Origin of the sequence: Paraburkholderia sp. SIMBA_027 (genome assembly GCF_046535315.1) — a bacterium.
Taxonomy (GTDB): domain Bacteria; phylum Pseudomonadota; class Gammaproteobacteria; order Burkholderiales; family Burkholderiaceae; genus Paraburkholderia; species Paraburkholderia tropica.
In genome coordinates this window covers 367221-393741 of the sequence record NZ_JAWRWY010000003.1, presented here as the reverse complement: position 1 = coordinate 393741, position 26521 = coordinate 367221, and the positions used below count along the sequence as shown (strand labels likewise).

The 26521-nt window shown below is 65.2% G+C and carries 26 protein-coding genes; 8 read left to right on the top strand and 18 right to left on the bottom strand.

All coding sequences use genetic code 11. The features are described from left to right. Positions 1 to 25: 25 nt before the first annotated feature. A complete protein-coding gene (locus SB764_RS07425) occupies positions 26 to 769 on the bottom strand; it encodes a peptidoglycan DD-metalloendopeptidase family protein (protein ID WP_065057616.1) in 744 nt (247 codons plus the stop codon). 337 nt (positions 770 to 1106) lie between these two features. Between SB764_RS07425 and SB764_RS07420 the strand changes: the two genes are divergently transcribed. Both SB764_RS07420 and SB764_RS07415 read left to right on the top strand, forming a co-directional pair. Beyond that, entirely contained in the window at positions 1107 to 1427 is a 321-nt protein-coding gene (locus SB764_RS07420; RefSeq protein WP_065057615.1) for a hypothetical protein, read from the top strand. Between the two features lie 131 nt (positions 1428 to 1558). Beyond that, a complete protein-coding gene (locus tag SB764_RS07415; RefSeq protein ID WP_110325919.1) occupies positions 1559 to 2404 on the top strand; it encodes a DUF2968 domain-containing protein in 846 nt (281 codons plus the stop codon). 793 nt (positions 2405 to 3197) lie between these two features. Here SB764_RS07415 and SB764_RS07410 read toward each other — a convergent pair. From SB764_RS07410 to SB764_RS07370, 9 genes are all read right to left on the bottom strand, one after another. Further along, positions 3198 to 3524 carry a DUF4148 domain-containing protein gene (locus tag SB764_RS07410; protein ID WP_065057613.1) on the bottom strand — a complete coding sequence of 109 codons (327 nt, stop codon included), beginning with the start codon at positions 3522 to 3524 and terminating at the stop codon, positions 3198 to 3200. A gap of 247 nt (positions 3525 to 3771) precedes the next feature. Further along, positions 3772 to 5184, bottom strand: coding sequence for an NADP-dependent phosphogluconate dehydrogenase (gene gndA, locus SB764_RS07405; RefSeq protein WP_065057612.1), 1413 nt, complete (start codon positions 5182 to 5184; stop codon positions 3772 to 3774). 138 nt (positions 5185 to 5322) lie between these two features. Then, the gene (locus SB764_RS07400) at positions 5323 to 5976 is read right to left on the bottom strand and encodes a DUF938 domain-containing protein (protein ID WP_074981390.1); all 654 of its coding nucleotides are present in this window, start codon (positions 5974 to 5976) and stop codon (positions 5323 to 5325) included. A gap of 98 nt (positions 5977 to 6074) precedes the next feature. Continuing rightward, the gene (locus SB764_RS07395; RefSeq protein ID WP_074981245.1) at positions 6075 to 6692 is read right to left on the bottom strand and encodes a pyridoxamine 5'-phosphate oxidase family protein; all 618 of its coding nucleotides are present in this window, start codon (positions 6690 to 6692) and stop codon (positions 6075 to 6077) included. A 106-nt stretch (positions 6693 to 6798) separates the two neighbouring features. Then, entirely contained in the window at positions 6799 to 7701 is a 903-nt protein-coding gene (locus tag SB764_RS07390; protein ID WP_074981243.1) for an NAD-dependent protein deacetylase, read from the bottom strand. A gap of 30 nt (positions 7702 to 7731) precedes the next feature. Further along, complete coding sequence (locus SB764_RS07385) at positions 7732 to 7944, bottom strand: oxidoreductase-like domain-containing protein (protein ID WP_183713227.1); 213 nt, start codon at positions 7942 to 7944, stop codon at positions 7732 to 7734. Between the two features lie 125 nt (positions 7945 to 8069). Next, positions 8070 to 8867 carry an SDR family oxidoreductase gene (locus SB764_RS07380; protein WP_065057721.1) on the bottom strand — a complete coding sequence of 266 codons (798 nt, stop codon included), beginning with the start codon at positions 8865 to 8867 and terminating at the stop codon, positions 8070 to 8072. 35 nt (positions 8868 to 8902) lie between these two features. Beyond that, positions 8903 to 9787 (bottom strand): LysR family transcriptional regulator, encoded by an 885-nt coding sequence (locus tag SB764_RS07375; protein ID WP_065057608.1) that lies wholly within the window; start codon positions 9785 to 9787, stop codon positions 8903 to 8905. 165 nt (positions 9788 to 9952) lie between these two features. After that, positions 9953 to 11368, bottom strand: coding sequence for a DUF2252 domain-containing protein (locus tag SB764_RS07370; RefSeq protein ID WP_074981239.1), 1416 nt, complete (start codon positions 11366 to 11368; stop codon positions 9953 to 9955). A gap of 274 nt (positions 11369 to 11642) precedes the next feature. On the opposite strand from SB764_RS07370, the gene gltS reads away from it, so the two are divergent. The 3 genes from gltS to SB764_RS07355 all read left to right on the top strand — a co-directional run bounded on the left by gltS (position 11643) and on the right by SB764_RS07355 (position 14762). After that, positions 11643 to 12848, top strand: a complete 1206-nt coding sequence (gltS, locus tag SB764_RS07365) for a sodium/glutamate symporter (protein WP_176079663.1) — start codon at positions 11643 to 11645, stop codon at positions 12846 to 12848. A 104-nt stretch (positions 12849 to 12952) separates the two neighbouring features. Beyond that, on the top strand, positions 12953 to 13573 hold the full coding sequence (locus tag SB764_RS07360; protein WP_065057605.1) for a LysE family translocator: 621 nt from the start codon (positions 12953 to 12955) through the stop codon (positions 13571 to 13573). A 211-nt stretch (positions 13574 to 13784) separates the two neighbouring features. Next, positions 13785 to 14762 (top strand): 2-dehydropantoate 2-reductase, encoded by a 978-nt coding sequence (locus SB764_RS07355; protein WP_124260610.1) that lies wholly within the window; start codon positions 13785 to 13787, stop codon positions 14760 to 14762. A gap of 128 nt (positions 14763 to 14890) precedes the next feature. Here the strand turns inward: SB764_RS07355 and SB764_RS07350 are convergent, their stop codons facing one another. Further along, positions 14891 to 15997, bottom strand: coding sequence for a LysR family transcriptional regulator (locus tag SB764_RS07350; protein WP_110326032.1), 1107 nt, complete (start codon positions 15995 to 15997; stop codon positions 14891 to 14893). A gap of 21 nt (positions 15998 to 16018) precedes the next feature. Then, positions 16019 to 17347, bottom strand: coding sequence for an oxalate/formate MFS antiporter (gene oxlT / locus SB764_RS07345; protein WP_065057603.1), 1329 nt, complete (start codon positions 17345 to 17347; stop codon positions 16019 to 16021). 129 nt (positions 17348 to 17476) lie between these two features. On the opposite strand from oxlT, the gene SB764_RS07340 reads away from it, so the two are divergent. Together SB764_RS07340 and SB764_RS07335 are read left to right on the top strand one after the other, a co-directional pair. Further along, positions 17477 to 17722: a hypothetical protein gene (locus SB764_RS07340; RefSeq protein WP_410863080.1), complete on the top strand. Its 246-nt coding sequence runs from the start codon at positions 17477 to 17479 to the stop codon at positions 17720 to 17722. Then, positions 17719 to 18663, top strand: coding sequence for a LysR family transcriptional regulator (locus tag SB764_RS07335; protein WP_065057602.1), 945 nt, complete (start codon positions 17719 to 17721; stop codon positions 18661 to 18663). The genes SB764_RS07340 and SB764_RS07335 overlap by 4 nt, the downstream gene beginning before the upstream one ends. Before the next feature lie 109 nt (positions 18664 to 18772). On the opposite strand, the gene SB764_RS07330 is transcribed toward SB764_RS07335, so the two are convergent. The 5 genes from SB764_RS07330 to SB764_RS07310 all read right to left on the bottom strand — a co-directional run bounded on the left by SB764_RS07330 (position 18773) and on the right by SB764_RS07310 (position 23423). After that, positions 18773 to 19762 (bottom strand): hypothetical protein, encoded by a 990-nt coding sequence (locus SB764_RS07330; protein WP_065057601.1) that lies wholly within the window; start codon positions 19760 to 19762, stop codon positions 18773 to 18775. Positions 19763 to 19808: 46 nt separating this feature from the next. After that, complete coding sequence (locus SB764_RS07325; protein WP_110326030.1) at positions 19809 to 20642, bottom strand: fumarylacetoacetate hydrolase family protein; 834 nt, start codon at positions 20640 to 20642, stop codon at positions 19809 to 19811. Positions 20643 to 20686: 44 nt separating this feature from the next. Then, positions 20687 to 21934, bottom strand: a complete 1248-nt coding sequence (frc, locus tag SB764_RS07320; protein WP_065057600.1) for a formyl-CoA transferase — start codon at positions 21932 to 21934, stop codon at positions 20687 to 20689. Between the two features lie 549 nt (positions 21935 to 22483). Beyond that, the gene (locus SB764_RS07315) at positions 22484 to 23212 is read right to left on the bottom strand and encodes a GntR family transcriptional regulator (protein ID WP_065057599.1); all 729 of its coding nucleotides are present in this window, start codon (positions 23210 to 23212) and stop codon (positions 22484 to 22486) included. Further along, complete coding sequence (locus SB764_RS07310; RefSeq protein WP_065057598.1) at positions 23193 to 23423, bottom strand: hypothetical protein; 231 nt, start codon at positions 23421 to 23423, stop codon at positions 23193 to 23195. Before SB764_RS07310 ends, SB764_RS07315 begins: the two co-directional genes overlap by 20 nt. Positions 23424 to 24102: 679 nt before the next feature. Here SB764_RS07310 and SB764_RS07305 point away from each other — a divergent pair. Beyond that, positions 24103 to 24558, top strand: a complete 456-nt coding sequence (locus tag SB764_RS07305; protein ID WP_176079667.1) for a DUF2917 domain-containing protein — start codon at positions 24103 to 24105, stop codon at positions 24556 to 24558. A gap of 121 nt (positions 24559 to 24679) precedes the next feature. Here SB764_RS07305 and SB764_RS07300 read toward each other — a convergent pair whose 3' ends face one another. Further along, positions 24680 to 25843, bottom strand: a complete 1164-nt coding sequence (locus SB764_RS07300; RefSeq protein ID WP_065057596.1) for a porin — start codon at positions 25841 to 25843, stop codon at positions 24680 to 24682. Positions 25844 to 26521 lie beyond the last annotated feature (678 nt).

Below are 26521 nucleotides of genomic sequence, written 5' to 3'. Positions count from 1 at the left end.
TCCGTTCGACGGGGAGAAGACGCGCCTAGCGCGAAAGCAGCGGCAACGGGTCGACGGGCTTGCCGTCGCTGCGCACTTCGAACTGCACGCCCGCGACGCCGTTGTTGTCGACGCCCATTTCGGCGATCGGCTGGCCTTGCGAGACGGCGTCGTCTTCCTTCACGAGCAGTTTGCCGTTATGGCCGTAGGCCGTGACGGTCTGATCGTTGTGCTTGATGATGACGAGCGGGCCATAGGCCTCGATGCCCGTGCCGGCGTAGACCACGCGCCCAGCCGCGGCGGCGCGGACCTGTGCGCCCGGCTGGCCGCCGATCACGATGCCGGTGGACTTGCCCGGCACGAAGCGCTGCAGGATCGGACCGCGCGCAGGCCACGCGAGCGTGAGCTGGGGCGCGACGGGCGCGGGCACGGCCACGCCGGCGGCGGCCGGCGCGGAGCTGGGCGCGCCGAACGCGGGCTGCTGGGGCACGGCGCCCGCATAGCTCGCGGGCGGCGCGACGCGCAACACCTGGCCGGGCAGCACCTGCGCATTCGGCGGCAACTGGTTCCAGCTCGCGAGGTCCTGCGGCCGCTGGCCGTAGGCGGCGGCGATGCGCGTGAGCGTATCGCCGGGATTGACGCGGTAATAACCGGCCGGGACGCCCGTGGTCGATGCGGTGGGCGCCGAACTCGGCTGGCCCTCCCACGGGGTGAGCGTACAGGCGCTGCAGACGAGCGTGAGCGCGGCCAGTGCCGCGTACGCGCCCGGGTTTCGCCGTTGTCGATTCATCTTGCTATACCTCGCTTGTTCCTCGCTACGTACGTCGGGGATACGTATATCTGGATGCGCGTGGGGCCGCCGGCGTTCGCCCGCGAGACCCTCCGCTGATTATGGCGAACGGCCCCCATTATATCTTTCCGGACGCGTGACCCCTTTCAAGGCGCACGCGCCCCGGTTTTCAACCAGCATACGACGCTTGTCAGAACTACCCTACAGTTTGCAAGGACAAACACGACTCCACTGTTCGCCCCCTCGCCTATACTGCCTCAAGCTGCTCATCAGATAATCAGACGAAAGAGACGATGCGCCTCTCGCCGCGGCCCCACGTCCCGTGAGGATTTCGAGCATGAACAAAGCCACTTTCCTGTCCGTCCAGCTCAATGTCGAAGACGTCGCGGCGTCTCCGGGGCTGGTCGAACTGCTCAACAACCATCTCGTTTTTGCCGCCGACGTCGCCGAAGCCGCCGACGAACTGGTCCAGCACGCCAGCGTCGCCGGTCTTTCCGGGGACGCCGAACCGACCGTGCAGATTCCGGCCGTGGTGATCGAGCGTCTGCGCGACGCGCTCGAAACCCTGAGCGGCTACGACGAAACCTGGCTGTTCGCGCTCGAACCCGGCCGTGCACTCTTCGACGACATCGCACGCCGCTCGCGCCTCCTGCACTGAGGCGCCGCAGGACCGCCCGGAGCGGACCGCGCCCGCCGGCGCGCGCCTGTCCCGTCTTGCCGACATGCCGCCGCCTTGGCCCGCCCCGCGCGCGCCGTGGACGAGCGGCGTGATCTTCTGGGGGAAACGCCGTGAAATCATTCCTGAACCGCCGTCGTGCCGCAGAACCGGGCGGCCCGTCGCATCTCGTCGCGGTCGCGCGCGACAGTTCTTCCGCCGACCTCGCCCACCCCGCCGGGAGCGTTGACACGCATCGCCCCGCCGGCGAACCCGGCCCGCATCACGAAGCCGAAACCGCTCATCAACAGAGCAACGACCACGACAGCGCCGACACGCTCGATTACCACGCCGACGCCGCAACGACCGCCCGCATGCCGATCCACTCGGGCGGCGCGCCGCGTCCGGTTTCGACGCTGCACGCGGTGCCCGCGATGCCCGCGCATCTGAGCGGCCGCCCGGTGCAGATCGCCGATGGCGCGTCGTTCGAAGCGCTCGTCGCGACCCACGCGATGACCACGTTCCGCTCGTTTCGCAGCTTCGATTACACGGTGACGCTGCTCTTTCATGGCGAGACGCTCGGCTATTTCGTGGCGCTGCATCAGGATGGCGCGCTCTGGCATGCGTTCCGGGCCGCTGACATCGATTCGGCCGGCGCGGTGTTTCATCATCTGCAGGAGCAAGCGACGCGCCTCGCCGATGGCGAAACGCGCATCGCCCAGCTCAGCGCGCAAAACGTGCTGCTGGCGAGGCAAATCGAGGATTCGGAAGCGCAGGCCGAACGGCTGCGCGTGGATCTGCAACGGCACGCCGAGCAGGAGCACCGCGTGAGCGCGCGCCAGCATCAGGTGCGCAAGGACGTGGCGCAGATGGAGGCGCAACGCATCGCCGCGCAGGCGCAACTGAACAAGGCGCACCGCACGATCCACCAGTTGAGCGTGACGAGCAGCGAAGGCGTGCCGCATCTGCACGGACGCTGAGGCGGCCCGACGCCGCCGGGCTTTTCACGTCGCGCGCAATCTGACGCGCCACGAAACGCGCCACTCAACGCGAGCGCCAAAAAGAAAAGCGCGGGCCGGTTCTCGACCGGGCCGCGCTGGACTGCTGCTACTGCGTACTGCACTTTCACTTCTACTGCTTGCTGCGGACTTCTGCTGCATACAGCGACTCCTGCTACTGCTCACTACGCACTGCAACTGCCAACTTCAACCTCTTTGCTGACTACGGACTTCAACATCTACTGCTTACTGCGTGCTTCTACTGCTTAAAGCGACCTCTACTGCTTACTTCGACTTCGACTGCGTACTGCAACCTCTACTGCGTGCTGCTACTTCAACTGCCTGCTGCAACCTCTACTGCGTACGGCTACTTCAACTGCCTGCTGCAACCTCTACTGCGTACGGCTACTTCAACTGCCTGCTGCAACCTCTACTGCGCACTGCAACTTCAACTGCCTACTACAACCTCTACTGCGTACTGCACCTCTGTGTGCTTACTTCGACCTGCAACTTCTACAGCAACTGCTCACTGCAAACTGCAAACTCTTGCTGCTTACATCGACCTGCAACTACGCACTGCTACTTCTATTGCCTGCTGCAACTACATACTGCAACTACGTACTGAGGTCCTGCACCTGCAACTTCTACATCCACAACAAACAACAACTGCTCTCTGCTCGCAACTCACAACAACTTCGACGGCTTCACTGCCTGGCTTCACTGCCTTGATGGTGAGACCGCGTCAGGCGATCTCACGGATACTTCACGCCCGAACTTAGTGGCCGAAATACACGGCTTGCGACGGGGCGACATGCGCGGGCTGCACCGGGGCGCCCGACTGCGACGTACCGACTGCCGGCGCGCCGTAACCGCTGGTTTCACCGTTCGCCAGCTTTTCCTGGTTCACGCGGGCCTGAGCGGCCTGGATGTTTTCGGGGTAATTCACATGATCGGCGGACGGGTTGTAACCGGCCTGCTCGAGTTCGACGAGCTCCGCGCGGACCTGTGCGCGGGTCAGACCTTGCTGGCTCGACTGGGCGAACGAGATCGCCGGGATGGCCAGTGCTGCTGCAACGACAACGGCGGGAATAAGCTTGTTCATGATCTAACCTCCATCTGTTTTTTTGCGCTTTGGGCTCTGTTTTCCTCAGCGCTTGATGAAAGTCTAGGCCTTTCTTTGATCTAGGGAAAACCCTAATAACAAAAAACACCGTTGCAAAATCGTTAACAAAAAAGGGGAACCCGGAAGGTTCCCCTTTTATTCAGACAAAAGCCCGCAAAAACTATCGGGCCGATAGCCCCTCAGTCCGCCGACGCAACGCCCGCTGACAGGCGCACGCAGCGGGCGATCAGGACCAGTCGGCGTGGAAGCTGCCCGGCTTGTCGATGCGCTCGAACGTGTGCGCGCCGAAGAAGTCGCGCTGCGCCTGCACCAGATTCGCGGGCACGCGCTCCGAGCGATACGCGTCGAAGTACGCGACCGCCGACGAGAACGCCGGCACCGGCACGCCGACCTTCACCGCTTCGACCACCACGTCGCGCAACGCGGCCTGATAGTTGGCGGCGATATCGCTGAAATAGGGATCGAGCAGCAGATTGTCGAGCTGCGCGTTCTTCGCGTAGGCGTCGGTGATCTTCTGCAGGAAGCGCGCGCGGATAATGCAGCCCGCACGGAAGATCTTGGCGATCGTGCCGTATTGCAGATCCCACTTGTACTCGTCCGAAGCGGCGCGCAGCTGCGCGAAACCCTGCGCGTACGAGATCACCTTCGAGAAATACAGCGCACGGCGCACCGACTCGATGAACGCCTTGCGGTCGCCCGCGAACGGCTTCGCGTCCGGGCCCGCGAGCACCTTGCTCGCCGCCACGCGCTGCGTCTTCAGCGACGAGAGCACGCGCGCGAACACGGCTTCCGTGATCAGCGGCAGCGGCGCGCCGAGGTCGAGCGCGTTCTGGCTCGTCCACTTGCCGGTGCCCTTTTGCGCCGCGCGATCGAGGATCACGTCGACGAGATACTGGCCGGTTTCGTCGTCCTTCTTCTGGAAGATCTTCGAGGTGATTTCGATCAGGTAGCTGTCCAGCTCGCCCGCGTTCCACTCCGTGTAGACCTCGCCCAGTTCCTCGTTCGAGAGGCCGAGCACCTGCTTGAGCACGGCGTAGCTTTCGGCGATCAACTGCATGTCGCCGTATTCGATGCCGTTATGGACCATCTTCACGTAGTGGCCCGCGCCGTCCGGACCCATGTAGGCCACGCACGGCTCGCCGTCCGCCGGCGCCTTCGCCGCGATTTCGGTGAGGATCGGTGCAACCAGATCGTAAGCGTCGCGCTGGCCGCCCGGCATGATCGACGGGCCCTTGAGCGCGCCTTCCTCGCCGCCCGACACGCCCGTGCCGATGAAATGCAGGCCCGCCTTCGCGAGTTCCTGGTTGCGGCGGATCGTGTCGGTGAAATGCGTGTTGCCGCCGTCGATCAGGATGTCGCCCTTCTCCAGCAGCGGCTTGAGTGCGGCGATGGTGGCGTCGGTCGGTTCGCCTGCCTTGACCATCAGCAGAATGCGGCGCGGCTTTTCGAGCGACGCCACGAACTCTTCGAGCGTGTAGGCCGGCACGAGTTTGCGCTCGGGGAATTCAGCGATCAGCTCATCGGTTTTCTCGCGGCTGCGGTTGAACACCGACACCGCATGGCCGCGGCTTTCGATGTTGAGCGCAAGATTGCGTCCCATCACGGCCAGACCCACCACGCCGATTGCCTGTTTGCTCATGTTGACTCTCCACTTCAATCAATTGGGGTGACGCACGCGCGGCATCGCGCAGCGCGTCGATCGTGCAAGCATAAGGGAAACGCCCGTGCGCTGCGCGATGGCGCGCACGGCATCCCGCCCGAGGGCCGCGATTATCGCCTACTCGCGGCCCGCCGCCGCCTGCCTGCGGAAAACGAGGCTGAAATTGTTCGCCGGCATCGCCACCACGGCCTCGCAGACGAGCCTTTCGGCGGCCGCGAGCGCCTCGACGGCCTCCATGTCGCGCACGCCCCAGGACGGGTCGCGCGCGCGCAGATCGGCGTCGAAGGCCGCGTTGCTCGGCGCCGTATGCGCGCCGCCGCGCCGGTACGGACCGTACAGCACCAGCGCGCCGCCGACCGCAAGCCGCGCGCCCGCGCCTTTCAGCAACGCAACAGCGGCCTCCCACGGCGCGATATGAATCATGTTGATGCAGACGATGGCATCGACCTCGCCGATCGGCCAGGGTTCGCGGCGCACGTCGAGATCGAGCGGCTCGCGCAGATTGGCGAGCCCGGTGTGTGCGCGCCACGCGGACACCGAAGCGCGGGCGCGCGGATCGGCGTCGCTCGGCTGCCAGTCGACGCCGGGCAGCGCCGACGCGAAATGCACCGCATGCTGGCCGGTGCCGCTCGCGATTTCAAGCACGGTGCCGCGCGCGGGCAAGGCGCTGCGCAGCACGTCGAGGATCGGCGCGGCGTTGCGCTCGGCGGCGGGCGCGTGCAGGCGCTCGGGGCGCGGCGTGGAAGCGGAGCTTGAAACGGAATCGGTCATCTGAAGCGGGAAAAAAGAGTGGCGCTGATTGCGGACGAACATGCAGGCGAATACGCGGGCGAACATGCAGACGAAAGTGGAGACGACACCGCAAGCGCTCAATAAAGCGTTTTCTTCATGCGCTCGGCGAGATCGGCCTCGTAACGCTCGACGTCGAATGACTCGCCGTATTGCTCGTCGTTCACGCGGCGCAACATGTCGCCCGCGCTCGGCAACTGCGAACGCTCGACGTGGCGCGACGCGTCCCAGAGATGCGAGCGCGCGATCGCCTTCGCGCAGTGGAAATAGGCGCTCTCGATGTCGATCAGCAACACCGAGCGCGGCGGCTTGCCGTCGACGGCGAAATGGTCGAGCAGCCCGGCATCAACGCTCACGCGCGCGCGGCCGTTCACGCGCAGCATCTCGCCCACGCCCGGCACCATGAACAGCAGGCCGACCTGCGGCGCGGCCACCACGTTGCGCAGACTGTCGACGCGATTATTGCCGGGCCGGTCGGGCAGCGCGAGCGTGCGCTCGTCGAGCACGCGCACGAAGCCCGGCGCGTCGCCGCGCGGCGAGCAGTCGAGGCCGTCCGGGCCGCCCGTCGCGAGCACGACGAACGGCGACAGCTCGATGAAGCGGCGGTAATCCGCGTTCACGTGGTCGATTTCCTTGCGCAGCGCGCGCTCGTGCGGCGTGCCGTAGTGCGCTTCGAGTTCGTCGGTCGTGGTCAGCATCGGTCGGGGTCCTCTCGATTTCCTGGCGGCTTGCGGCGCAAGAACGCCAATGAGCGCCGATGAACGCCAATAAGCACCCGTGATCGGCGATGAAAAACGGCGCGATTCAGGCGCCGAGCCGCGCGGCGAGCGCGTCGAGCGTCGCGGCGCACGGCGCTTCGACTTTCAGCGCGAGCAGCGGGTCGGCGCGCGTCTTGCCGAGGTTGATGGCGGCCACGGGCTTGCCGCGCTGCTGCGCCCACGCGCAGAAGCGATAGCCCGAATACACCATCAGCGACGAACCGACCACGAGCACCGCGTCGGCCTCGTCGAGCGCCGCCGACGCCGCCGCCACGCGCTCGCGCGGCACGTTCTCGCCGAAAAACACCACCGACGGCTTGAGCATGCCGCCGCAAGCGTCGCATGCGGGAATGTCGAAGGCGTGTTCGCCGTCGAAGTCGAGATGGGCGTCGCCGTCGGCGGCCGGTTCCGCGAACGCGCCCGCGAGCGCCGGATTGCGCGCCTCCAGTTGCGGCTGGATCGAGGCGCGCGAGTACTGCGCGCCGCAGGCGAGGCAATGCACGTGGCCGATGCTGCCGTGCAGCTCGATCACGCCATGACTGCCCGCGCGCTGATGCAGGCCGTCGACGTTCTGCGTGACGAGCGTGCCGACGCGCCGCGCCGTTTCGAGCCGCGCGAGCGCGCGATGCGCGCCGTTGGGCTGCGCGAGCCCGACGGTCGGCCAGCCCAGCATGCTGCGCGCCCAGTAGCGGCGGCGCGCGCTGTCCGAGCCGAGAAACTCCTGCAGCGTGATGGGCGGCGAACGCTTCCACGCGCCGTTTTCATCGCGATAGCCGGGGATGCCCGAATCCGTGCTGATGCCCGCGCCGGTCAGCACGAACAGGCGCGGATGGCGCTCGGCGAACGCCTGGAGCGCATCGAGCGCATCGAGCGCCGTGAGTGCATCAGCGGGCTTGACGGCAGAGGTGACGACAGAGGCGGCGGCGGGAAGATCGAGGGATTCGGACATGACGGCTCGGCGTAGTGTGGGGCGCGCCGCTCAGCGCGGCGGTTCGGCCTCGACGGCCTCTGCCGCGTGGCGGGCCGCGTGGCGCGCTTCCCACGCCGCGAGCGCTTCGCGCCAGCGCTGCACCTCTTCGGCGTAGAGATCGAAGATGCAGGGACTGCAGCCGCTCTGGCAGCAGTCGCCGTCGTTGGGCCGCTCGGGCGGTTCCGGGCGCGGGTCGTCCTCGGGATGTAAAGGCAAAGACATGGGGCGAACGTCGTAATGATTCGGCGTCCAGTATACGGGAGCGCGCGTTTGCGCGTGCGGGCGCCCCACCGCCTGCACGCCTTGCGCGCCAACGGCTAAATCGGTCTACGTATCGCTACGCACACTCATCCTCGCCCAACGAACGGCATCTTCGTGGCCATGATCGTCATGAACTGGACGTTCGCGGCCAGCGGCAACTGCGCCATGTGCAGCACCGCATCGGCGACGAGTTCCACATCCATCAGCGGCTCCACGGCGATCTCGCCATTGGCCTGCGGCACGCCGCGCGCCATGCGCTCGGCCATCTCGGTGCCCGCATTGCCGATGTCGATCTGCCCACAGGCGATGTCGTAGCGCCGTCCGTCGAGCGACACCGACTTCGTCAGCCCGGTGATGGCGTGCTTGGTCGCCGTGTACGCAATGCTGAACGGACGCGGCGCGTGGGCCGAAATCGAACCGTTGTTGATGATGCGGCCGCCTTGCGGGTTCTGCCGCTTCATCAAGGCGAACGCCGCGCGCGTGCAGAGGAACACGCCGGTCAGGTTCGTATCGACCACGGCGCGCCAGTCTTCCACCGACAACTCGTCGATATCGACGGCCTTCGCGTTGCGTCCCGCGTTGTTGAACAGCAGATCGAGGCGGCCATAACGTTGGCGCACCGTGTCGAACAGCGCTTCGACCGCGGCCGCGTCGCTGACGTCGCACGGCACGGCCAGCGCTTCCTGGCCCGCCGCGCGCGCGTCGGCGGCGAGCGCGTCGAGCGGCTCGGCGCGGCGGCCCGTGAGCACGACCGCGTAGCCGTTCGCGAGCAGCTTGCGCGCGCACGCGCGGCCGATGCCGCTGCCCGCGCCCGTCACGATCGCCACCTTGCGAGCGGTGTTTTGTCCACGGTCCTGGGTGATTTCCTGCGTTGACTCTGTCATCGTTCCCGCCTCGTTTGCTTCGATGTTGTTGACCTTCAAGCCTGCGCGAAACCCGCGCGCAACACGTCGACGAACGCGTTGCCCGCCTGCGAATCCATGCCGCCGTCGCGCCACAGCGCGAACACGCCCACGCTCAATGCCGGTTCCACGCGACGGATCGCGACCGGTTCGCCCGCACTCTTCGCGGTGATTTCGTCGAGCAACACGCGCCCCACGCCGCGCGCCGCGAGCGAACGCGCCACATACCAGGTCTGCGCCTCAACCACCGCGAGCCGCCCTTCGACGCCCTGCGTTTCGAGCAGATGCCCGATGGTCTCGCCCAGCGGATCGACATTGCCGATGCTGATCCAGTCGCTCGCGACGACGTCCTGCAGCGCGAGCGGTGCATCGGCGGGCGTGGGTTCGTCGGGCGGCGCGACGCAGACCACGGCCGTGCGCCCGAGTTCGAGCGAGGCGATGCCGGGCCGCGCGGGCGGATTGATCGCCACGCCCACGTCGAGTTCGCGCGTGAGCAGCGCGTTGAACAGCTCGTTGGTGTGGCGCGTCTGGATCTGCAGCGAGACTTCCGGATAGCTGGCGCGAAACGCCTGCACGGCCTGCGGAATCAGGCTCAAACCCAGACTCGGCAGACAGCCGATGCGCAGCAGCCCCTGCGGTTGCAGCGCGAGATTGCGCGCGAGGTCGCGGATGCTGTCGAGGCTCGTTTGCAGCTTCTGGGTTTCGGCGAACAGCAGTTCGGCTTCGCGTGTCGGCTGGAGCCGGCCGTGCGCGCGCGCGAACAGCTTGAGGCCCGCGCTGCGCTCGGCATGCGCGAGCACCTTGCTCACGGCGGGCTGCGACACGCACAGCAGCTCGGCGGCTTTCGACAGCGAGCCCGTGCGCATGATCGCGTGGAAGACTTCGATGTGGCGTAGACGCATGAGGCGCGGGCCGCACGGTCCGCGTGCGGCTGAACAAAAGCGCAAGGATAGCGCGTTCGCGCGTGCGGATCAGCGTGGATCAGCGCGCACACGCGAATGCGAGCGCCGACGACGTGCCAGTCGAGCGCCCGGCGTACTCCGCGTTCCGCACCGATCGACGCACCCTCACACGCGGAAATCGGCGGCCATGTCCTCGTCGCTGCGCGCGCGGATCTTGCCGCTGCGCGCAGCCTTCACAAACAGGTCGTAATCCTTCTCGACCTGATCGGCGTAGGCGAAGCCATAACCCACGAGCGCTTCGGCGAACTGATCGCTGCGTCCGATATACGAAGCGATCTCGATCGCCGCGTTGCCCGACTTCGCATGCGCGCGCGCCATCGCCCAGCCGCACAGGCGTCCGTAGCCCGCGAGCAGCGTGCTGTCGAGCAGTTCGAGATCGACGGAAAGCTTCATGTCCCGCAACTGGCGGAAGTAGAAGTGCCGCCCCGACGGCCCCGTCGACCAGCCGAGAAAGATATCGCTCGCGGCCTGCAGCAGGCGCTGCCCCTGCACGACGCGCGCGGCTTCGTGCTTGAACGGCGGTGACTTGAAAAACTGCGAGATCACTGAGCGGCGCGCCTCCTTGACCTGAAGGAACAGCGGCTTGCCGTGATGATCGACGAGCAGGATCACGAGGCAGCGCGTGCCCACGCTGCCCACGCCCACGACTTTGAAGACGAGATCCTGCAACGCGAAGTGTTCGAGCAGTTCGCGGCGGTCGGGCGCGAGCGTCTTCAGATAGGCTTCGTAAGTGGGCGTGATGAGTGTGCGCCAGTCGTCGAAGGTGAGCCAGTTGTCCTCGGCTTCGTAGAGCGAGTTCGGGCCGTGCACGTGAAAAAGCGCGGGCGGCGCGTCGCGCACGATCCAGTGGCCCGACGCGTCGTCGCGATGCGCGAGCTTTTCGAGCATGCTTTCGTGCGTGCGCCCGGCCGCCTTCTCCATGCCGCGCCGGATCAGACGGCGGCCCTCGGGCGTGAGCGCCGTCTCCACCATGCGGTCGAACGTGATCTTGTCGTACCAGAGTTCGAGTGCGCCGTAGTCGGCGTACTGGCGCATGCGGTCGCGATAGGTGTTCACCACCGTCATCACGAGATCCTCGGCCACGCCGCGCGAATAGCGCATGTGCCGCGCCGCCACCACGAAGCTCGCGACGAGGCGCTTGAGGTCCCACTCCCACGGGCCGGGTGCGACTTCGTCGAAGTCGTTGAGATCGAACACGAGTTGTCGCTCGGGCGTGGCGAAGCCGCCGAAGTTGAGCAGATGGCCGTCGCCGCAGATCTGCATGACCATGCCGGTGTTCGGCACCTGGGCGAGATCGTGCGCCTGGAGGATCGCGCTGCCGCGAAAGAACGTGAAGGGCGACACGATCATGCGACCATAACGCAGCGGCACGAGGTTCGGCACGCGGCCCTCGCTGCTCGCTTCCAGCAGCTTGAGCGGATCGCGATGCAGCTCGCCGGTCTGCTTGTGGCTCGAACGCTTCGCCCGCTCGCGCGCGGCGCGCCCGGCCGCTTCGCGTTCTGCAACGGTCTTTCCATTCATGAACGGCTCCCGTTCCGGATGAGAGTGACGACCCGTGATGCGCGCCGCATCGGCGTGTCCGCAAAGGCGCGCCGCGCCAGCCGTATTTAAGCGTGCGGCCCCCTTTTGCGCAAGCGCGGCACGGTTGCCGCGGCCGCCCGTCCGCATCGCGCCAGGGCGCTGCGCAACGTGCGCGCAACGCGCGCGACGCTCGTGTACCGTGCGCATTGAGCTTTCGGGGACGGCGCGGCCTGCGCGCCGACGCGCCACGCCATCGTTGCATCACGAGGCCCGCATGAATATCGGTGTCTATGGAACGCTCGTCGCCGCGTCGCTCGTCCTGCTGCTCGGCAACCGGCTGCTGGCCGCGCTGCCGCTGCTGCGCAAATGGACGATTCCCGAGCCCGTCGCGGGCGGCCTCGTCGTCGCGCTCGTGTTGTTCGGATTGCATACGTTCGTGCACGTGGACGTACGCTTCGACGCCTCGCTGCAAGCGCCGCTGATGCTCGCGTTCTTCGCGACCATCGGACTGAACGCCAATCTCGCGAGCCTGAAATCCGGCGGCCCGATGCTGGTGCGCTTTCTCGCCGTGGTGATCGGCCTGCTGGTGTTGCAGAACGTCGTGGGCATCGGACTCGCGCTCGCGATGCGTGTCGATCCGTTGTTCGGGCTGCTCGGCGGCTCCGTCTCGCTCGCGGGCGGACACGGCACGGGCGCCGCGTGGGGCAAGGTCTTCACCGAGCATCACGGCCTGCAATCGGCGACCGAAGCGGCCATCGCGTGCGCGACGTTCGGCCTCGTGATGGGCGGCATACTCGGCGGCCCGGTCGCGCAGCACCTGCTCAAACGCATCGGCCACACGGACAACACGGCCGATGCCGACGCCCCCGCCGACGCGCCCTACGCCTTCGAGGAACCCAAAGCCGAACAGGCGACCACGCCCGCCGTCTTCATCGAAACGCTGACGTTGATCGCCATCAGCCTCGCCGCGGGCGACGTGATCGCCGGATGGATCGCAGGCACGCCGTTCGAATTGCCGGGTTTCGTCTGCACGCTGTTCATCGCGGTGCTGCTCGCCAACGCGCTCGCGTTCATGGGCCGCCCCGTCGCCGAACACGCGGTCGCGCTGATCGGCAACGTGAGCCTCGCGCTCTTTCTCGCGATGGCGCTCATGACGCTGCGCCTCTGGGATCTCGCCGCGCTCGCGTTGCCGGTGTTTTCGATCCTCGTCGCGCAGACCGTGATGATGGTGCTCTACGCGTTGTTCGTGACTTTCCCCGTGATGGGCCGCAACTACGACGCCGTCGTGCTCTCCGCCGGGCATTGCGGCTTCGGCCTCGGCGCGACGCCCACCGCCATCGCCAACATGCAGGCCGTGACCGCGCGCTTCGGCCACTCGCATCTGGCCTTCCTCGTCGTGCCGATGGTAGCCGCGTTCTTCATCGATATCGCCAACGCCATCGTCATCAAGCTGTTTCTCGCGTTGCCGTTTTTCGCGTGATCGCCGCGTGAAATTCGCGTGATTTTTGCGCGTACGAGACGGCGCGCGGCGGCGCGTTAGAATCGGCGGATGCGCGTTCGCGCGAGTCCTCATCGAGCACGATCATGTCCTTCTCCGCCTGGCTCTTTTTCCTGCCCGCCTGCTTCGCGCTGAACATGGCGCCAGGGCCGAACAACCTGCTGTCGATCAACGTGGCCGCGCGCCACGGCTTCGCGCGCGCGTTCGTGGGCGGCCTCGGCCGGCTGCTGGCCTTCGCGGCGATGATCGCGCTCGCGGCCACCGGCCTCGCGGTCGTGCTGCGCGCCTCCGAAGCCGTATTCTTCGCGATCAAGCTCGCGGGCGCGGCCTATCTCGTGTGGCTCGCCGTGCAACTCTGGCGCAGCGACGACGCGCCCATCGGCATGAAGCTCGACAGCGACGCCACGCTCGCCCGGCTCGCCTGGCGCGAGTGTCTCGTGGCGGCGGGCAACCCGAAGGCGATTCTGGTTTTCACGGCCTTTCTGCCGCAATTCGTCGACGTGACGAAGCCGATGCTCGCGCAGTTCGGCGTGCTGGGCGCGAGCTTTCTCGTGCTCGAAACCGTGGCCATCGCGCTCTACTCGCTCGCCGGCATGTACCTCGCGCGCTGGCTCACGCGCAGCGTCGTGCGCCGCTGGTTCAACCGCGCGTGCGGCGCGTTTCTCGGTGCGATCGGCGTGAGTTTTCTGCTGGTCCGGCGCGGCTGAAAACGCGTCCGGCAAGGCGCTTTTCGCACCCGTCATCCATAACGTTTCGCTGATGATTTTGGCGAGAAACTTTAACTGTCGTTAATCGACGGCAGCCCCTATGCTCGAATCATCGTCCCTCGCGCGGGCGTGCATGCGTATTGAACGCACGGCACACGACGCTTGCGGCCATCGAGCGGACACCGGTTTTCAACGTCATTGGGGAATCGATATGAAGATCTGCATCTTCGGTGCGGGGGCGATCGGCGGCATGATGGGCGTGCAGCTCGCACGCGCGGGCGCCGACGTGAGCTTCGTCGCGCGCGGCCCGCACCTGGCCGCCATGCGCGAGCGCGGCGCGCGCCTCTTGATGGACGGCGAGGAGTACGTCGCCAAAGTGCGCTGCACGAGCGATCCGCGCGAACTCGGCGTGCAGGACGTGGTGATCGTCACGCTCAAGGCGCATTCGGTGGCGGGCGTAATCGACTCGATGCAGCCGCTGCTCGGCAAGCACACGGCCATCGTCACGGGCACCAACGGCATTCCGTACTGGTACTTCTATCGTCACGGCGGCAAGTTCGAAGGCACGCGGCTCGAAAGCATCGATCCGGACGGCTCGCAATGGACACGCCTCGGGCCCGAGCGCGCCATCGGCTGCGTGCTCTATCCGGCCGCCGAAATCGACGAGCCGGGTCTGATCCGCCATGTGTACGGCAAGAAGTTTCCGATCGGCGAACCGTCGGGCGAGCGCACGCCGCGCATCGTCCAGTTGCATGAAGCGATGACGGCGGCCGGCTTCGACGCGCCGATCCGCGACGATATCCGCGACGAAATCTGGCTCAAGCTGTGGGGCAATCTCTGCTTCAATCCGATCAGCGCGCTCACGCACGCGACGCTCGACATCATCACGCAGGATCCGGCCACGCGCGCCGTCGCGCGCACGATGATGCTCGAAGGCCAGCGCATCGCGGAGCAATTCGGCGTGCACTTCCGCGTGGATCTGGAGCGGCGGATCAACGGCGCGGGCGCGGTGGGCGCGCACAAGACCTCGATGCTCGTCGATCTCGAACAGGGGCGGCCGCTGGAAATCGATCCGCTGCTGACCGTCGTGCAGGAGATGGGCCTGCTCGTGGGCGAGCCCACGCCCGCCATCGACACCGTGCTCGCACTCATCAAGCAGCGCGAACGCATGGCGAAGCTGGCGGCGTAGAAAACACCCTGTTTCAAGCGCTAAAACGAACGGACCGCATGAAGATGCGGTCCGTTTTTTGTTGCCGATGCAGGAAAGTGTGCGAAGGTGCGAAACTCAGACAGCGACGCAGACAGCGCCAGCGAGGATCACTCCACGCGCGCCTGCTCGCGCGAGGCGCGCAATGCGCTTTCGAACAGCGCGGCACCCCGCCGGGATTCGCTGGCGTCGTTGCTGCGCGCGCGAGCGGCGCGATTGTCGGCCAGCGCGTCGCTTGAATTCGACACGACATCCGATGCCGTCGTACGGCCATCGCTCACGAACTGCGACCACGCGGCCTGCGCGCACGGACGCAGCGAACGATTGCGCCGCCGCACGAGCATCGTGCTCACCTGCACGACCGGATGCAGCACGCGCGTGACGAGCGGTCCCGGCGGCGCGGGCCAGTGACACGCGGCGCTCGATGAAAGTCCCGCGGCATCGCCCGTTACGCGTCCATCGCGGCCATCGTCGCCGCACACCGGCAGCACGCCGATCCCCATGCCGAGCTGCGCCATGCGCGCCACGCCCGCCACATGCGCGAACTCCTGCAACGGACGGCCCTCGGGACGCAAACCTTCGAGCGCGCGCATAACGGCCGCGCGGCAGCCCGCATCGCGATTGAGCGTGACGAGCGGCTCGCGCGCGAGATCGTCCCAGCGCAACGCGCCCTGCAAGGCGAGCGGATGCTGCGCGGGCAGCACGGCGCACAGCGGCGTCGCGCTGAGCGGCTGCACGTCGAGATTGCCGCTTGCGAACGGCACGCAATCGGCGATCACGCCGAAATCGGCCTCGCCCTGCTCGACGGCCTGCAACACGGCAGCTTGCGGCAGGTCCTGCAATTGCAGCGTGAGCGCGGGAAAGGCCGCGGCGCAGCGCGCCATCGCGGCGGGCACCCAGCCCGAGGAAAGCACGGGATTGCTCGCGACGAGCACCACGCCGCTATGGGCCTGATGCGCGTCGCGGCCTTCGGAAAGCGCCATGTCGATCTCGTCGAGCAGACGCCCGATGCGCCGCTCGAACCCGCTGCCGGCGACCGTGAGTTCAACCTGACGCGTGGTGCGATCGAACAGCTTGAGATCGACCGCTTCTTCGAGCTCGCGCACGCAGCGGCTGACCGCCGACTGCGTGAGCCCGAATTCGCGCGCGGCGCGCGTGAAGCTGCGCGCGCGCGCCACGGCGACGAACACCTTGAGTTGCTGAAGCGATACGTTCATCGACATCGTGCCGCCCGTTCGTCATTCGCCGCTGCGGTTGGGCCAGCTTTGCAGCCCGGCGGGATTCGTCGCGAGCGTGGCGGAGTGCTCGTCGCTCTGCTCGATCAGACGATGGCGCATCGGCGCGAGGATGAACTTGGCGCTCACACCGGCCGCGATCGTGATGACCGCCGAGGCGATGAACACCGCGCTCCAGCCGCCCGTCGCCGAGAGCACCGAGGCCACCGGCACCAGCAGTGCGGCCGTGCCCTTCGCGGTGTAGAGCGTGCCCGCATTGGCCGCGGCGTACTTGCTGCCGAAGGTGTCGGCGCAGATCGCCGGGAAGATCGAGAAGATCTCGCCCCAGAACAGGAAGATGAGCGCGGCGAACGTCATGAACGCATACGGGTTCGTGCCGTACTGCATCATGCCGAGCAGCGCGAGCCCTTCGCCCGTGAAGATGATGAACATCGTGTTTTCGCGGCCGATCTTGTCGGAGATGAAGCCGCACAACGGACGCGTGAAGCCGTTGCAGATGTTATCGATCGACAGCGTGAGCGTGAGCAGCGGCAGCGTCGCGCCGAACACGGTCATCGGAATGCGCGCGAGGCCCCAGTCCTTCGCGATCGGTCCGATCTGCGCCGTGGCCATCAGGCCGCCCGCCGCCACCGCCACGAACGAGACGTAGATGAGCCAGAACACCGGCTGCCGGACCATCTGCCCCGGCGTGTAGTCGACACGCGTGACGAGACGTCGGCCCGCCGCGGCGCCGGCGCGCGTCACAGGCTTCACGAGCACGAGCGCGAGCAGCAGAATCGATACGCCCTGCAGGATGCCGAAGAAGAAGAACGTGTGCTCGTAGCCCGAGCGCGTGATCATGTTGGCGATCGGGATCACCGTCACCGCCGCGCCCGCGCCGAAGCCCGCCGCCGTCAGGCCCGCCGCGAGACCGCGGCGATCCGGGAACAGCTTGAGCGCGTTGCCGACGCAGGTGCCGTACACGCCGCCCGCGCCGATGCCCGCGATCACCGAGGAGACATACAGCATCGGCAGCGTGCTCGCGTACGAGTTGAGCACCCAGGCGAGGCCCGCGCAGACCGCGCCGACCATCACGACCGGACGCGGGCCGAACTTGTCGACCAGCCAGCCTTCGATCGGCACGAGCCAGGTTTCAGTCAGGATGAAAATGGAGAACGCCAGCTGAATGGACGCTTCCCCCCAGTGGTGACGCGCATTCATTGGCGCGACGAACAACGTCCACGCGTACTGCAGATTGGCGACGAGTGCCATGCATAGCATGCCCACCACCAGTTGAAACCAGCGGTTCGTCCAGAACGGACCGCCCTCGCTCCTCTGACTGATTGCATTCATCTCGCTTGTCTCCGCTATCCATTCATGGATGCCGGTACTTTCGCCGGCCTGCATAGATATTTACTTATCGTTTTAATTCTTCCCTGCTTTCTTTCTGAATTCCATTCGAAACAGCACACGAAAAATCGAATGGAAATTCGTGAATTCCCTTTCATTCGACAATTCCATGAATTGCCTGAATACGCCGATACAGAAGCCACCAACTACGGGTTTTCCCGCTTTAAAAGGCACTTTTTCGCGTTTTTACGCGTTAACCCGCACACCGTTCCATTGGCATTCGGACTCCTTTCAACTCATGCTAGGGTGATTGTTCGATTAGTCACAATTAAAGTTTGTTATTATGTTGATTCACCATCCTTTATGGATCGGCCATGACCATGAGAAATGCCACGCTGCGCCAGCTCAAGGTGTTCGAAACCGTCGCACGCCACCTCAGTTTTTCGCGCGCCGCGGAAGAGCTGCATCTCACGCAGCCGGCCGTTTCCACGCAGGTCCGCCAGCTCGAAGAGCACGCGGGTCTGCCGCTCTTCGAGCAGCTCGGCAAGAAGATCTATCTCACGCCCGCGGGCACCGAGATGCTGCACTACAGCCGCGCGATCATTCAGCAGTTCCATGAAGTCGACGAGGCGATGAGCCAGTTGAAGGGCGTCTCCGGCGGCAAGCTCAACGTGGCCGTGATCAGCGCGGGCGACTACTTCTTTCCGCGTCTGCTCGCCGAATTCACGCGCCGCTACAAAGGCGTCACGCTCAATCTCTCGGTGCACAACCGCGAGCAATTGCTGCATCAGCTCTCGAGCAATCAGACCGATCTCGCGGTCATGGTGCGTCCGCCGCATACCACCGACGCCATCAACGAGCCCTTCGCGCCGCATCCCTATGTGATCGTCGCCGCGCCCTCGCACCCGCTCGCGCACAAGCGCAGCATCAAGCTCAGCACGCTCGCCAACGAGGCCTTCATCGTGCGCGAGCGCGGCTCGGATACATGGAATTCGATGGAAGAAGGCTTCGCGGGCAAGATCACCAACCTCAAGATCGCGATGGAAATCCAGAGCACGGAAACCATCAAGCAGGCCGTGATCGCCGGCATGGGGATCGCGTTTCTATCGGCGCATACGATCAGCCTCGAATTGCAGGTCGGCCACCTCGTCGTGCTCGACGTGGAGGGCTTTCCGGTCATGCTCAACTGGTATGTGGTGCATCGCAAGAACAAGCGCCTGCCGCCCGTCGCGCTGGCCTTCAAACGCTTCCTGATGGAAGAAGGCGCGCAACTTATCGAAAACATTACACGCGTCTCCGAATCGACTTTCCATAAGTAAGGATAGATAGATCGGCGCGAATCTATTGATTGCGCTGAATGATTCGCGTGATCGAAGGCGTGAATGCGCAGAATGGCGATGAATGAACGCCGCCTTCAACTCGCTTGAATCAATGCGGCCCCTGGCGTTGCCTGAGCGCGCGATGACGACTACGCCGCCGACGCGGCATATGCTGCGAAGCGTGCTGCGCGGCGCGCGCCCATTCGGGCGGCGTTGCATAGTCGGCGCTCCACGTATCGAAATACGCGGCATCGCTCGCGTTGCTGTCGAAGGCGGCGACGAGCCATTCGTCGGGGACGCCTGCGAACCGCGCGTAATGTGTAGGTGGAGCGGGTGGCGCGAACAGCGCGTGTTGACGCGCGTGCGGTGAGCGCCGTCGCGCGCCGCCCATCAGACGCACGCCCAGCGCGGCGCATAACACGCACGCGCCCACGAGCACCGACGCGCCGAATTCCGCCGACGCGCCAATCCGCTCAATCGCGAAGCCATAGCCGAGCGCCGCACAGAGCACGATCGCCGCGGCGTGCAGAATCACGTCGCTGTTTCGAGCCGGCGCACGCGCACGCCAACGCCTGATCGCTTTACCCCGAGCGCTCAGCGACCAGGCACACGCGGCTGCGCCGAACAGCAGCGCGCCGAACGTCGCGCCCGCATAGAGCGTGACGCGTTCGACAACGTTTTGCGCGGGCCACAGCAGACAACTCGCGAACGCCGCGACCATCGCGCTCGCGCCGAGCAAGCATCCCGCCACGCCGGCCACGCGCGCGCGCTTCGTCAAATCGTGGCGCGCGCCGAGCCACAGTCCCGCCATCACGCCCGCCTCGACGACAGCCACCGCCGCCGCGCCATGCATGAGCGATGCCGCCAGCACACCGGGCGGAATCGTCAACAGCAGCGCGAACGCAATAGCGAAGGCCGCGTGACGCGCAGGTTTGCTGACTTCGTCTTGCGCACGACGGCATCGCGGCTTCGCGCGCGCAGGCTCGCGCCGCGCCCATGCGGGCGCGAGCGCGGCCAGTTGCGCCAGTGCACAGACGAGCCAGGCGAACAGCACGCCGCCGCCCAGCCACGCCATCTCGCCCGCCAGTTGCTCCGGCATGTCTCCTCCTCGCGCGTCGGCGGCGTGGCCGCACGCGTCGTCGCTATTACCACACCACAGCGGGTTTCTCGCGTTCGTTTGCGGATTGCGCCGCATCGGCCCGATCGCGCACGGGCACGCCCAGCGCGTTGACGAGCGCGCCAATCCCTTCGATCGTCACCTCGACCGTTGCGCCCTCACCGATCGAGCCCACGCCCAGCGACGTGCCGCACGCAATCACGTCGCCCGGTTCGAGCGTGAGATCCTGCGAAATCAGGCTCACTTGCTGCGCGGGCGAAAACACCATGTCGTCGAGCGGATAATTCTGCCGCTCCACGCCGTCTAGCCGCGTCACCACGCGCGCGCTGCGCCAGTCGAAACCCGACACGATCGCCGGCCCCAAACAACAGAACGTATCGAAACCCTTCGCGCGACACCATTGCGGGAAGTGCGGATTCTCGGCGAGCAGGCCCGCAGCGGTGACGTCGTTCACGATCGTGTAACCGAAGATCGACGCCTCGGCTTCTTCGAGACTCGCATCGCGACAACGCTTGCCGATCACGATGCCCAGTTCGCCTTCGAACACGATCTTGCCCGCATAGTGAGCAGGACGGCGAATCGCATCGCCCGAACCGATCACCGAACTCGCCGGCTTGATCAGGAAAAGCGGATGCTCGGGCACCGGCTTTTCCAGCTTCAACGCAAGCGCGTGAAAGTTATTCCACAGTGCGACGACCTTGCCTGGCGCGCAAGGCGCGAGCGGCGTGAGCGCACGCAACGACAGCACCGCGCCCGTGGGCACCGGTTGATCGAGTCCTTCGTATTCGTGCAGATAACCGTTTTCGACGCGGCCAAACACGATACTGCCGTCGTTGGCCATCAAGCGCATCCATGTATCCATGCTTTGCTCCATCGTGTCATGTGTGCATGTGCACGCTTCGCCGCTCAGAGCGCGCCTGCCGCGCGCAGCGAGTGGATCTCGGTTTCGCTGTAGCCGAATTCCGCGAGCACTTCATCGGTGTGCTCGCCGAGCAGCGGCGAACGCGTCACGTTCGTCGGGCTGTCCGAGAGCTTGATCGGATTGCCGACCGTGAGATAGGTCCCGCGCACCGGATGCTCGACCTCCACGATCGTGCCGCTCGCGCGCAGCGATTCGTCGGCGGCGATTTCCTTCATCGAGAGAATCGGGCCGCACGGAATGTCGTGGCGATTGAGCGCGGCCATCGCTTCGAACTTGCTGCGATGCATGGTCCAGTGCTCGATCTCCGCGAAGATCTCCTTCAGATGCGGCAGGCGCGCATTCGGCGTGGCGTAGCGCGGATCGTCGATCCATTCCTCGCGGCCGATCAGCTTGCAGATGCGGTCCCACACCGGCGCCTGCGCGATGAAATAGATGTACGCGTTCGGATCGGTTTCCCAGCCCTTGCACTTCAGAATCCAGCCCGGCTGACCGCCGCCCGACGCGTTGCCCGCGCGCGGCACCGCATCGCCGAAACCGGCGTTCGGATATTGCGGATACTCCTTCATCACACCGGTGCGATCGAGGCGCTGCTGATCGCGCAGCTTCACGCGGCAGAGGTTGAGCACGCCGTCCTGCATCGCGGCGAGCACCTTCTGGCCGCGTCCGCTGTGCGTGCGCTGAAACAGCGCCGTGACGATGCCGAGCGCGAGATGCAGACCCGTACCGCTATCGCCGATCTGCGCGCCGGACACGACCGGCGGACCATCGTCGAAGCCCGTGGTCGAGGCCGCGCCGCCGACGCACTGCGCGACGTTCTCGTAGACCTTGCAGTCCTCGTACGGCCCCGCGCCGAAGCCCTTCACCGACGCGAGAATCATGCGCGGATTGAGCGACTGAATATGCTCCCAGCTAAAGCCCATGCGATCGAGCGCGCCGGGCGCGAAGTTCTCGACGAGCACGTCGCATTCGCGAATCAGCCGTTCGAGCACGCGCTTGCCTTCCGGGTTCTTCGTGTCGAGCGTGAGCGAGCGCTTGTTGCTGTTCAGCATCGTGAAATAGAGGCTGTCCGCGTCGGGGATATCGCGCAACTGTTCACGCGTGATGTCGCCGGCGCCAGCGCGCTCGATCTTGATCACGTCGGCGCCAAACCAGGCGAGCAGTTGCGTGCAGGTCGGGCCCGACTGCACATGCGTGAAGTCGAGAATGCGCACACCATCCAGTGCCTTGCCCATGTCATGTCTCCTTGTTTAATCGTGGCCGGGCGAGAGTTCGAAATCGTCAGGTTGCAAAGGCGCCGGGGCGGTCGCCGGATGTTGCGTTCATCGCTGGCTGATTGCGATGCGAGCCGCGTCCTTGAACAATACGGTATGTGATATATCACAACGAAGCAAGAGGGGATTTATCCGGCACAGCGCGTCGAAAAGTGGGCGGAAAAGCTTGTGGAATAAGGCGTTGAGGGAATCGGCGGGCGTTTGCTGCAGCGCACGAACGGGAAAACCCCGAGCGAACGAGGGCAAATATTTCAGATCGCGTGTGGAAAATGGAGAGGCGTCCGAGTGCGTGGAACGCTTACTGCGCTTGGAGTTTGCCGATTGGGCAAGCGCGTTCGGGCGGCTCGCACCGCCCGCCGCCGGCCTTGATGCGCATAAAGTTTCCGCCAGCGCCGTCTCATCCGCTCCGAGCACAGAGCGCGTGAGCGCGCTGCGTGCAAATGAAAACGGGAGACCCGCGGGTCTCCCGTTTTTGTGTCCCGTCAGCGCATAACGCGCCCTGTCACGCGCTCAATCGAGAAAGTCGCAATGCTTTTCGACGTAAGCGGCGAGATCCAGCGAATGCTGGCGCGTGAGCCGTTCCGCCAGTTCGGTATCGCGCTGCTCCAGCGCTTCGATGATGCGCAGATGATCGACGATCGAGCGCGACGCGCGATCGCTCTGCGAGATGGTCATGCGACGGATCGCGCGCACATGCACGAAGATGTTCTTGATCGTATCGAGGATGATCTGCGACTTCGAAAGCTCGACGATCGCCTGGTGGAAGGCGATGTTGGCGTCCGAATATTCCGCAATGTGCTCGGCGGGCGTGCTGTCGCGGAAGCTGTCGAACATATGGCGCAGCTTCGCGATTTCCTCGTCGGTGGCGTGCAGCGTGGCGAGGCGCGCGGCCATGCTCTCGAGCGCGGCCCACATCTGGATCATCTCGACGATCTCGCGCTTGCTCTTGCGCACGATATAGATGCCGCGACGCGGCACCATACGCAGGAAGCCTTCCTGTTCGAGCAGCGTCATGGCTTCGCGCACGGGCGTGCGGCTGACGCCGAGCGTTTCGCTCAGCACGCGTTCGTCGAGGCGGATTTCCTCGCGCGTCTGATAGATATCGGCGTCGGCGATAGCCTGGCGCAGCATCGCATAAGCCTGATCGCGCAGGCTTAGCGTGGCGTTGATGGGCTGCAGCGCCAGCGTGAGCGGCGCGGCGTCCCGGGTGGCGACTGCTTCAGTGTGTTCTGACGACATTCATTGCCTCTTTACCGACCTGCGGACGAACCAGCGGGCGGACCGAACGTGCGGGCTGCGCGCGCGGCGCCTCGCCCAGACCGACGAAGCGGCCGTGCTGTGCGGCCTGCTCGATGGCCGATTGCGGCAGCCATTTCGCGATCATAACCGTAGCGGCGGCACCCAAGGCCACAACTGCCGTCGCAAAGAGTGCAAGAGAGACGAGATCCATTTGAAGCTCCGCAAGATTGAGTCATCGAATGACTGAATCATATGCTGCGTCGCGACAAAAAGCAATATTCTGTATGTGGTATATCAGAGAGGATCTGTTCTAATGTGACCTTTCTGCAACGGCGACGGTGGCACGTTGGCGAATCGTCCGCCCGGCAAGGCGGCCCATTCGCGCGGCGGGTCCCGATGGCCCCAATGGTCCCGCTAGTAGTTCCGGTAATTCCGGTAGTTCCGATGAGAAAACAACCCATCCTGGAGGAAATGCCCGTCAGCGGCAAGGGGGCAGATGAAACGGATCTCGCCTCCGCTCGCCGTTGTCTCCCGCGCCAGATCGGTCGAGCGTAAGCGAGCGCAAACAAGCGTATTCAGCGCAGTCAGCGCTCACGTCCGGCGCCTCGCCTCGCAGCGAATTCTGTTGACACCACACGGCTCGCCCCCGCACACTCGGTTCATGCACATGCGTCCCCTCACCCTCACGACCGCGATGAATCATCCGTGGCACACGCCGAATACTGGCGAGTCACGGGGAGTGTGTGCGAACGGGTAATACAGGCAGTCCGTCTTACGCAAATCACAAAGCCCCGCCGGCATCGACGGGGCTTCTTGTTTTGTGAGCATCGAACAAGCAGCAAGGGCAGAAGAAAGCGCCCCGTCGGTCGGCTCCCACTCTGGAGATGACGATGGATGAAGCTTCACAGCAGCCCGGCGTGTGCAGCGCCGTTCCCGCTTTTGGCGCGGATTTCGGTGCAGACTTTGCCGCACACGATGTCGCCTTGCCCGCGCTGTCGATTCACTTCGCCGTACCGCGTGCGACCACGCTCACCTGGCGCGTCAGCGCCGACGGCACGTTGCGCGTCTACGGCGCGCGCATCTGGCTCACGCGCGCACGCTCTCCCTACGATCATTGGCTGAATCCCGGCGACATGCTGCGCGTGCATCGCGGCGAACGTCTGTGGCTGAGCGCCGATGACATCAACGGCACCGACCACACGCCCGACGCCGCCACGCGCCGCCCACTCGCACGCGTGACGCTCACGAGCGCCTGGCGGCAACCGAGTTTTGCCAGCGTGGCCGTCGAACGTCTCGCGGCGTGGCTCGACCTGCGGGTCTTGCGGATCTTGCGGCGCGCGCGTTAGCGGCGCGACGTGAAAGCCGGCAGGCGTGGCCGACAACATACAAGAGAAAAAGCAAAACGCCGGGCGTCCATGAAAACGGACGCCCGGCGCAGGTCTCGAAACGCGCTAAAAAGTGCTTGCCTCAGAACTTGTGCCGCAAGCCAAAGTTCACCATCGTCTGCGACGACGTGCCGTTGTAGCCATACGAGCCGATCGACGCTTCCGCCGGCATCGAGCCGCCCGAACCATCGCCCTGCTCGCCGCTCGCGTGCTGCCAGGCCGCGGTCATATAGAGATCGGTGCGCTTCGACAGGCTGTAATCCGCGCCGATCGACACCTGATGGTAGTTCGCGTTCGTGTCGCCGCTCGCGTGCGTATAGGTGTAGCCGAGCCCGAGCAGCAGCGCCGGGTTGAGCTGGTAATTCACGAAACCCTGGCCGGTGTTGTACTTCTCCGTGTCGCGAAACACCGAACTCGCATCCGACGCGTACTGCGCGTTGCTGTAGCCGAGCCCGAACGTGAAGAGACCCGCCGAATACTGCGCCGCCGCCCGCGCGATAGAAAGTGAGTGTGCGCTCACATACCCGGAATTGACCGGCCCGTCGAAGGTGCCGTCCGAGGTACTGGTCCAGCCGTCGGTGCGGATGCCCAGTCCGGCCTGGCTGTTGGCCGCGTAGAAGTAGCCGCCGGCGACGGCGATCGGGCCGTTGTTGTAGGCGACCGCCGCCGAATACGACTGCTCGGAACCGGTCGATCCCGCGATGCCGCCGAACGAATACATCGCGGCGGCCTGCAAGCCGTTCCACACCGGCGTGGTGTATTTGACGGCGTTGTTGACGCGGAAGCTGTTGTCGTAATTGTCGACGTCGCCGGGCGTGGCGAAGGCCGAGCCGAAGTAGTTGTCGGCCGTGATGCCCTGCACGAGGTCGATGAGCGGATCGTACTGACGCCCGAGCGTGAGCGAACCGTATTGCTCGGCGGTCAGGCCCACGTACGCCTGGCGTCCAAACATGCGGCCGCCCTGCCCCGACTGACCGGTCGACGGATTGAAGCCGTTTTCCAACTGGAAGATCGCCTTGAGGCCGCCGCCCAGATCTTCGGCGCCCTTCAGGCCCCAGCGCGAGCCCGACAGATTGCCGAAGCTGCTGTTGCCGAGCGACCAGAGACTGTTGCTGCCGTTGGCGTGGTTGACGTAGGTGATCGACGTGTCGATGGTGCCGTACAGCGTGACACTGGTCTGAGCCTGCGCGATGCCGGCTGCACCGAGCGCGGCGAGCGAAAGCGAAGTCAAGGCTAGTCTGTTCACGTCATTCTCCTCGCACGGTCAAATCGCAGTCATACGTCGCCCGAGGTATTCAGACTAACTCCACGGCGAGGGGAAGTAAAAGATTTAAAAAGCGTGTATCCAATTGGTCACAGCGGGGTCACAGCGGATTCAGAAATGGTCGCGTGCTGCCGTAAATCATTCTGTCGCGCGATGAAACAATGGCGCGCCCCATTTTCGCCGATGCCTTGCGCAGCAGGGCTGCCGGCGTGTTCGTCCTGTCGGGTTAAACGAGGTTTTTTCCGCCGTGATCCGCTTTGAATCGATGCTATCGTCTCATGCCCCGCTTTTGCGAAATCCGCAATCCGGCGCGCCGGTCATTAACAAACGTTTAACGGCCCATTTAACCGCCGAAGGCGCCGAAAACGCGGTTTCGGACGCCCGCCGATCAGCTGCCCGATCGTTCACTTTCCGGGATTCTTTATCCACTTAGTCAACCGTCAGGCCGCCCAGCGCGTTTTCTGGATTACCAGTCATTTACCGAACGTTTACGTTTTGGCTCGCCGTCCCGGCTCTGATTACTGCGCGACGCGATCGAGCGGCGCCGGCACCGGAAGAACGTGACGACCAGAACGCGATGCCGTCCCCGGGGACGCCGCCCACGGCGCATTGGCGCCATCGCAGACTCGCCAGACCGATCCATGCTTCAATCACCCCCTT

What these genes read in the sequence shown, in the direction of transcription:
- SB764_RS07350 (WP_110326032.1), bottom strand. Translation starts at nt 15,997, where the DNA reads ATGAACGTATCGCTTCAGCAACTCAAGGTGTTCGTCGCCGTGGCGCGC.
- SB764_RS07400 (WP_074981390.1), bottom strand. Translation starts at nt 5,976, where the DNA reads ATGACCGATTCCGTTTCAAGCTCCGCTTCCACGCCGCGCCCCGAGCGC.
- SB764_RS07305 (WP_176079667.1), top strand. Translation starts at nt 24,103, where the DNA reads ATGGATGAAGCTTCACAGCAGCCCGGCGTGTGCAGCGCCGTTCCCGCT.
- SB764_RS07375 (WP_065057608.1), bottom strand. Translation starts at nt 9,787, where the DNA reads ATGCGTCTACGCCACATCGAAGTCTTCCACGCGATCATGCGCACGGGC.
- SB764_RS07385 (WP_183713227.1), bottom strand. Translation starts at nt 7,944, where the DNA reads ATGTCTTTGCCTTTACATCCCGAGGACGACCCGCGCCCGGAACCGCCC.
- SB764_RS07410 (WP_065057613.1), bottom strand. Translation starts at nt 3,524, where the DNA reads ATGAACAAGCTTATTCCCGCCGTTGTCGTTGCAGCAGCACTGGCCATC.
- gndA (WP_065057612.1), bottom strand. Translation starts at nt 5,184, where the DNA reads ATGAGCAAACAGGCAATCGGCGTGGTGGGTCTGGCCGTGATGGGACGC.
- SB764_RS07310 (WP_065057598.1), bottom strand. Translation starts at nt 23,423, where the DNA reads ATGGATCTCGTCTCTCTTGCACTCTTTGCGACGGCAGTTGTGGCCTTG.
- SB764_RS07335 (WP_065057602.1), top strand. Translation starts at nt 17,719, where the DNA reads ATGACCATGAGAAATGCCACGCTGCGCCAGCTCAAGGTGTTCGAAACC.
- SB764_RS07370 (WP_074981239.1), bottom strand. Translation starts at nt 11,368, where the DNA reads ATGAATGGAAAGACCGTTGCAGAACGCGAAGCGGCCGGGCGCGCCGCG.
- SB764_RS07315 (WP_065057599.1), bottom strand. Translation starts at nt 23,212, where the DNA reads ATGTCGTCAGAACACACTGAAGCAGTCGCCACCCGGGACGCCGCGCCG.
- SB764_RS07330 (WP_065057601.1), bottom strand. Translation starts at nt 19,762, where the DNA reads ATGCCGGAGCAACTGGCGGGCGAGATGGCGTGGCTGGGCGGCGGCGTG.
- SB764_RS07425 (WP_065057616.1), bottom strand. Translation starts at nt 769, where the DNA reads ATGAATCGACAACGGCGAAACCCGGGCGCGTACGCGGCACTGGCCGCG.
- frc (WP_065057600.1), bottom strand. Translation starts at nt 21,934, where the DNA reads ATGGGCAAGGCACTGGATGGTGTGCGCATTCTCGACTTCACGCATGTG.
- gltS (WP_176079663.1), top strand. Translation starts at nt 11,643, where the DNA reads ATGAATATCGGTGTCTATGGAACGCTCGTCGCCGCGTCGCTCGTCCTG.
- SB764_RS07390 (WP_074981243.1), bottom strand. Translation starts at nt 7,701, where the DNA reads ATGTCCGAATCCCTCGATCTTCCCGCCGCCGCCTCTGTCGTCACCTCT.
- SB764_RS07325 (WP_110326030.1), bottom strand. Translation starts at nt 20,642, where the DNA reads ATGGATACATGGATGCGCTTGATGGCCAACGACGGCAGTATCGTGTTT.
- SB764_RS07360 (WP_065057605.1), top strand. Translation starts at nt 12,953, where the DNA reads ATGTCCTTCTCCGCCTGGCTCTTTTTCCTGCCCGCCTGCTTCGCGCTG.
- oxlT (WP_065057603.1), bottom strand. Translation starts at nt 17,347, where the DNA reads ATGAATGCAATCAGTCAGAGGAGCGAGGGCGGTCCGTTCTGGACGAAC.
- SB764_RS07395 (WP_074981245.1), bottom strand. Translation starts at nt 6,692, where the DNA reads ATGCTGACCACGACCGACGAACTCGAAGCGCACTACGGCACGCCGCAC.
- SB764_RS07340 (WP_410863080.1), top strand. Translation starts at nt 17,477, where the DNA reads ATGGAAATTCGTGAATTCCCTTTCATTCGACAATTCCATGAATTGCCT.
- SB764_RS07420 (WP_065057615.1), top strand. Translation starts at nt 1,107, where the DNA reads ATGAACAAAGCCACTTTCCTGTCCGTCCAGCTCAATGTCGAAGACGTC.
- SB764_RS07355 (WP_124260610.1), top strand. Translation starts at nt 13,785, where the DNA reads ATGAAGATCTGCATCTTCGGTGCGGGGGCGATCGGCGGCATGATGGGC.
- SB764_RS07380 (WP_065057721.1), bottom strand. Translation starts at nt 8,867, where the DNA reads ATGACAGAGTCAACGCAGGAAATCACCCAGGACCGTGGACAAAACACC.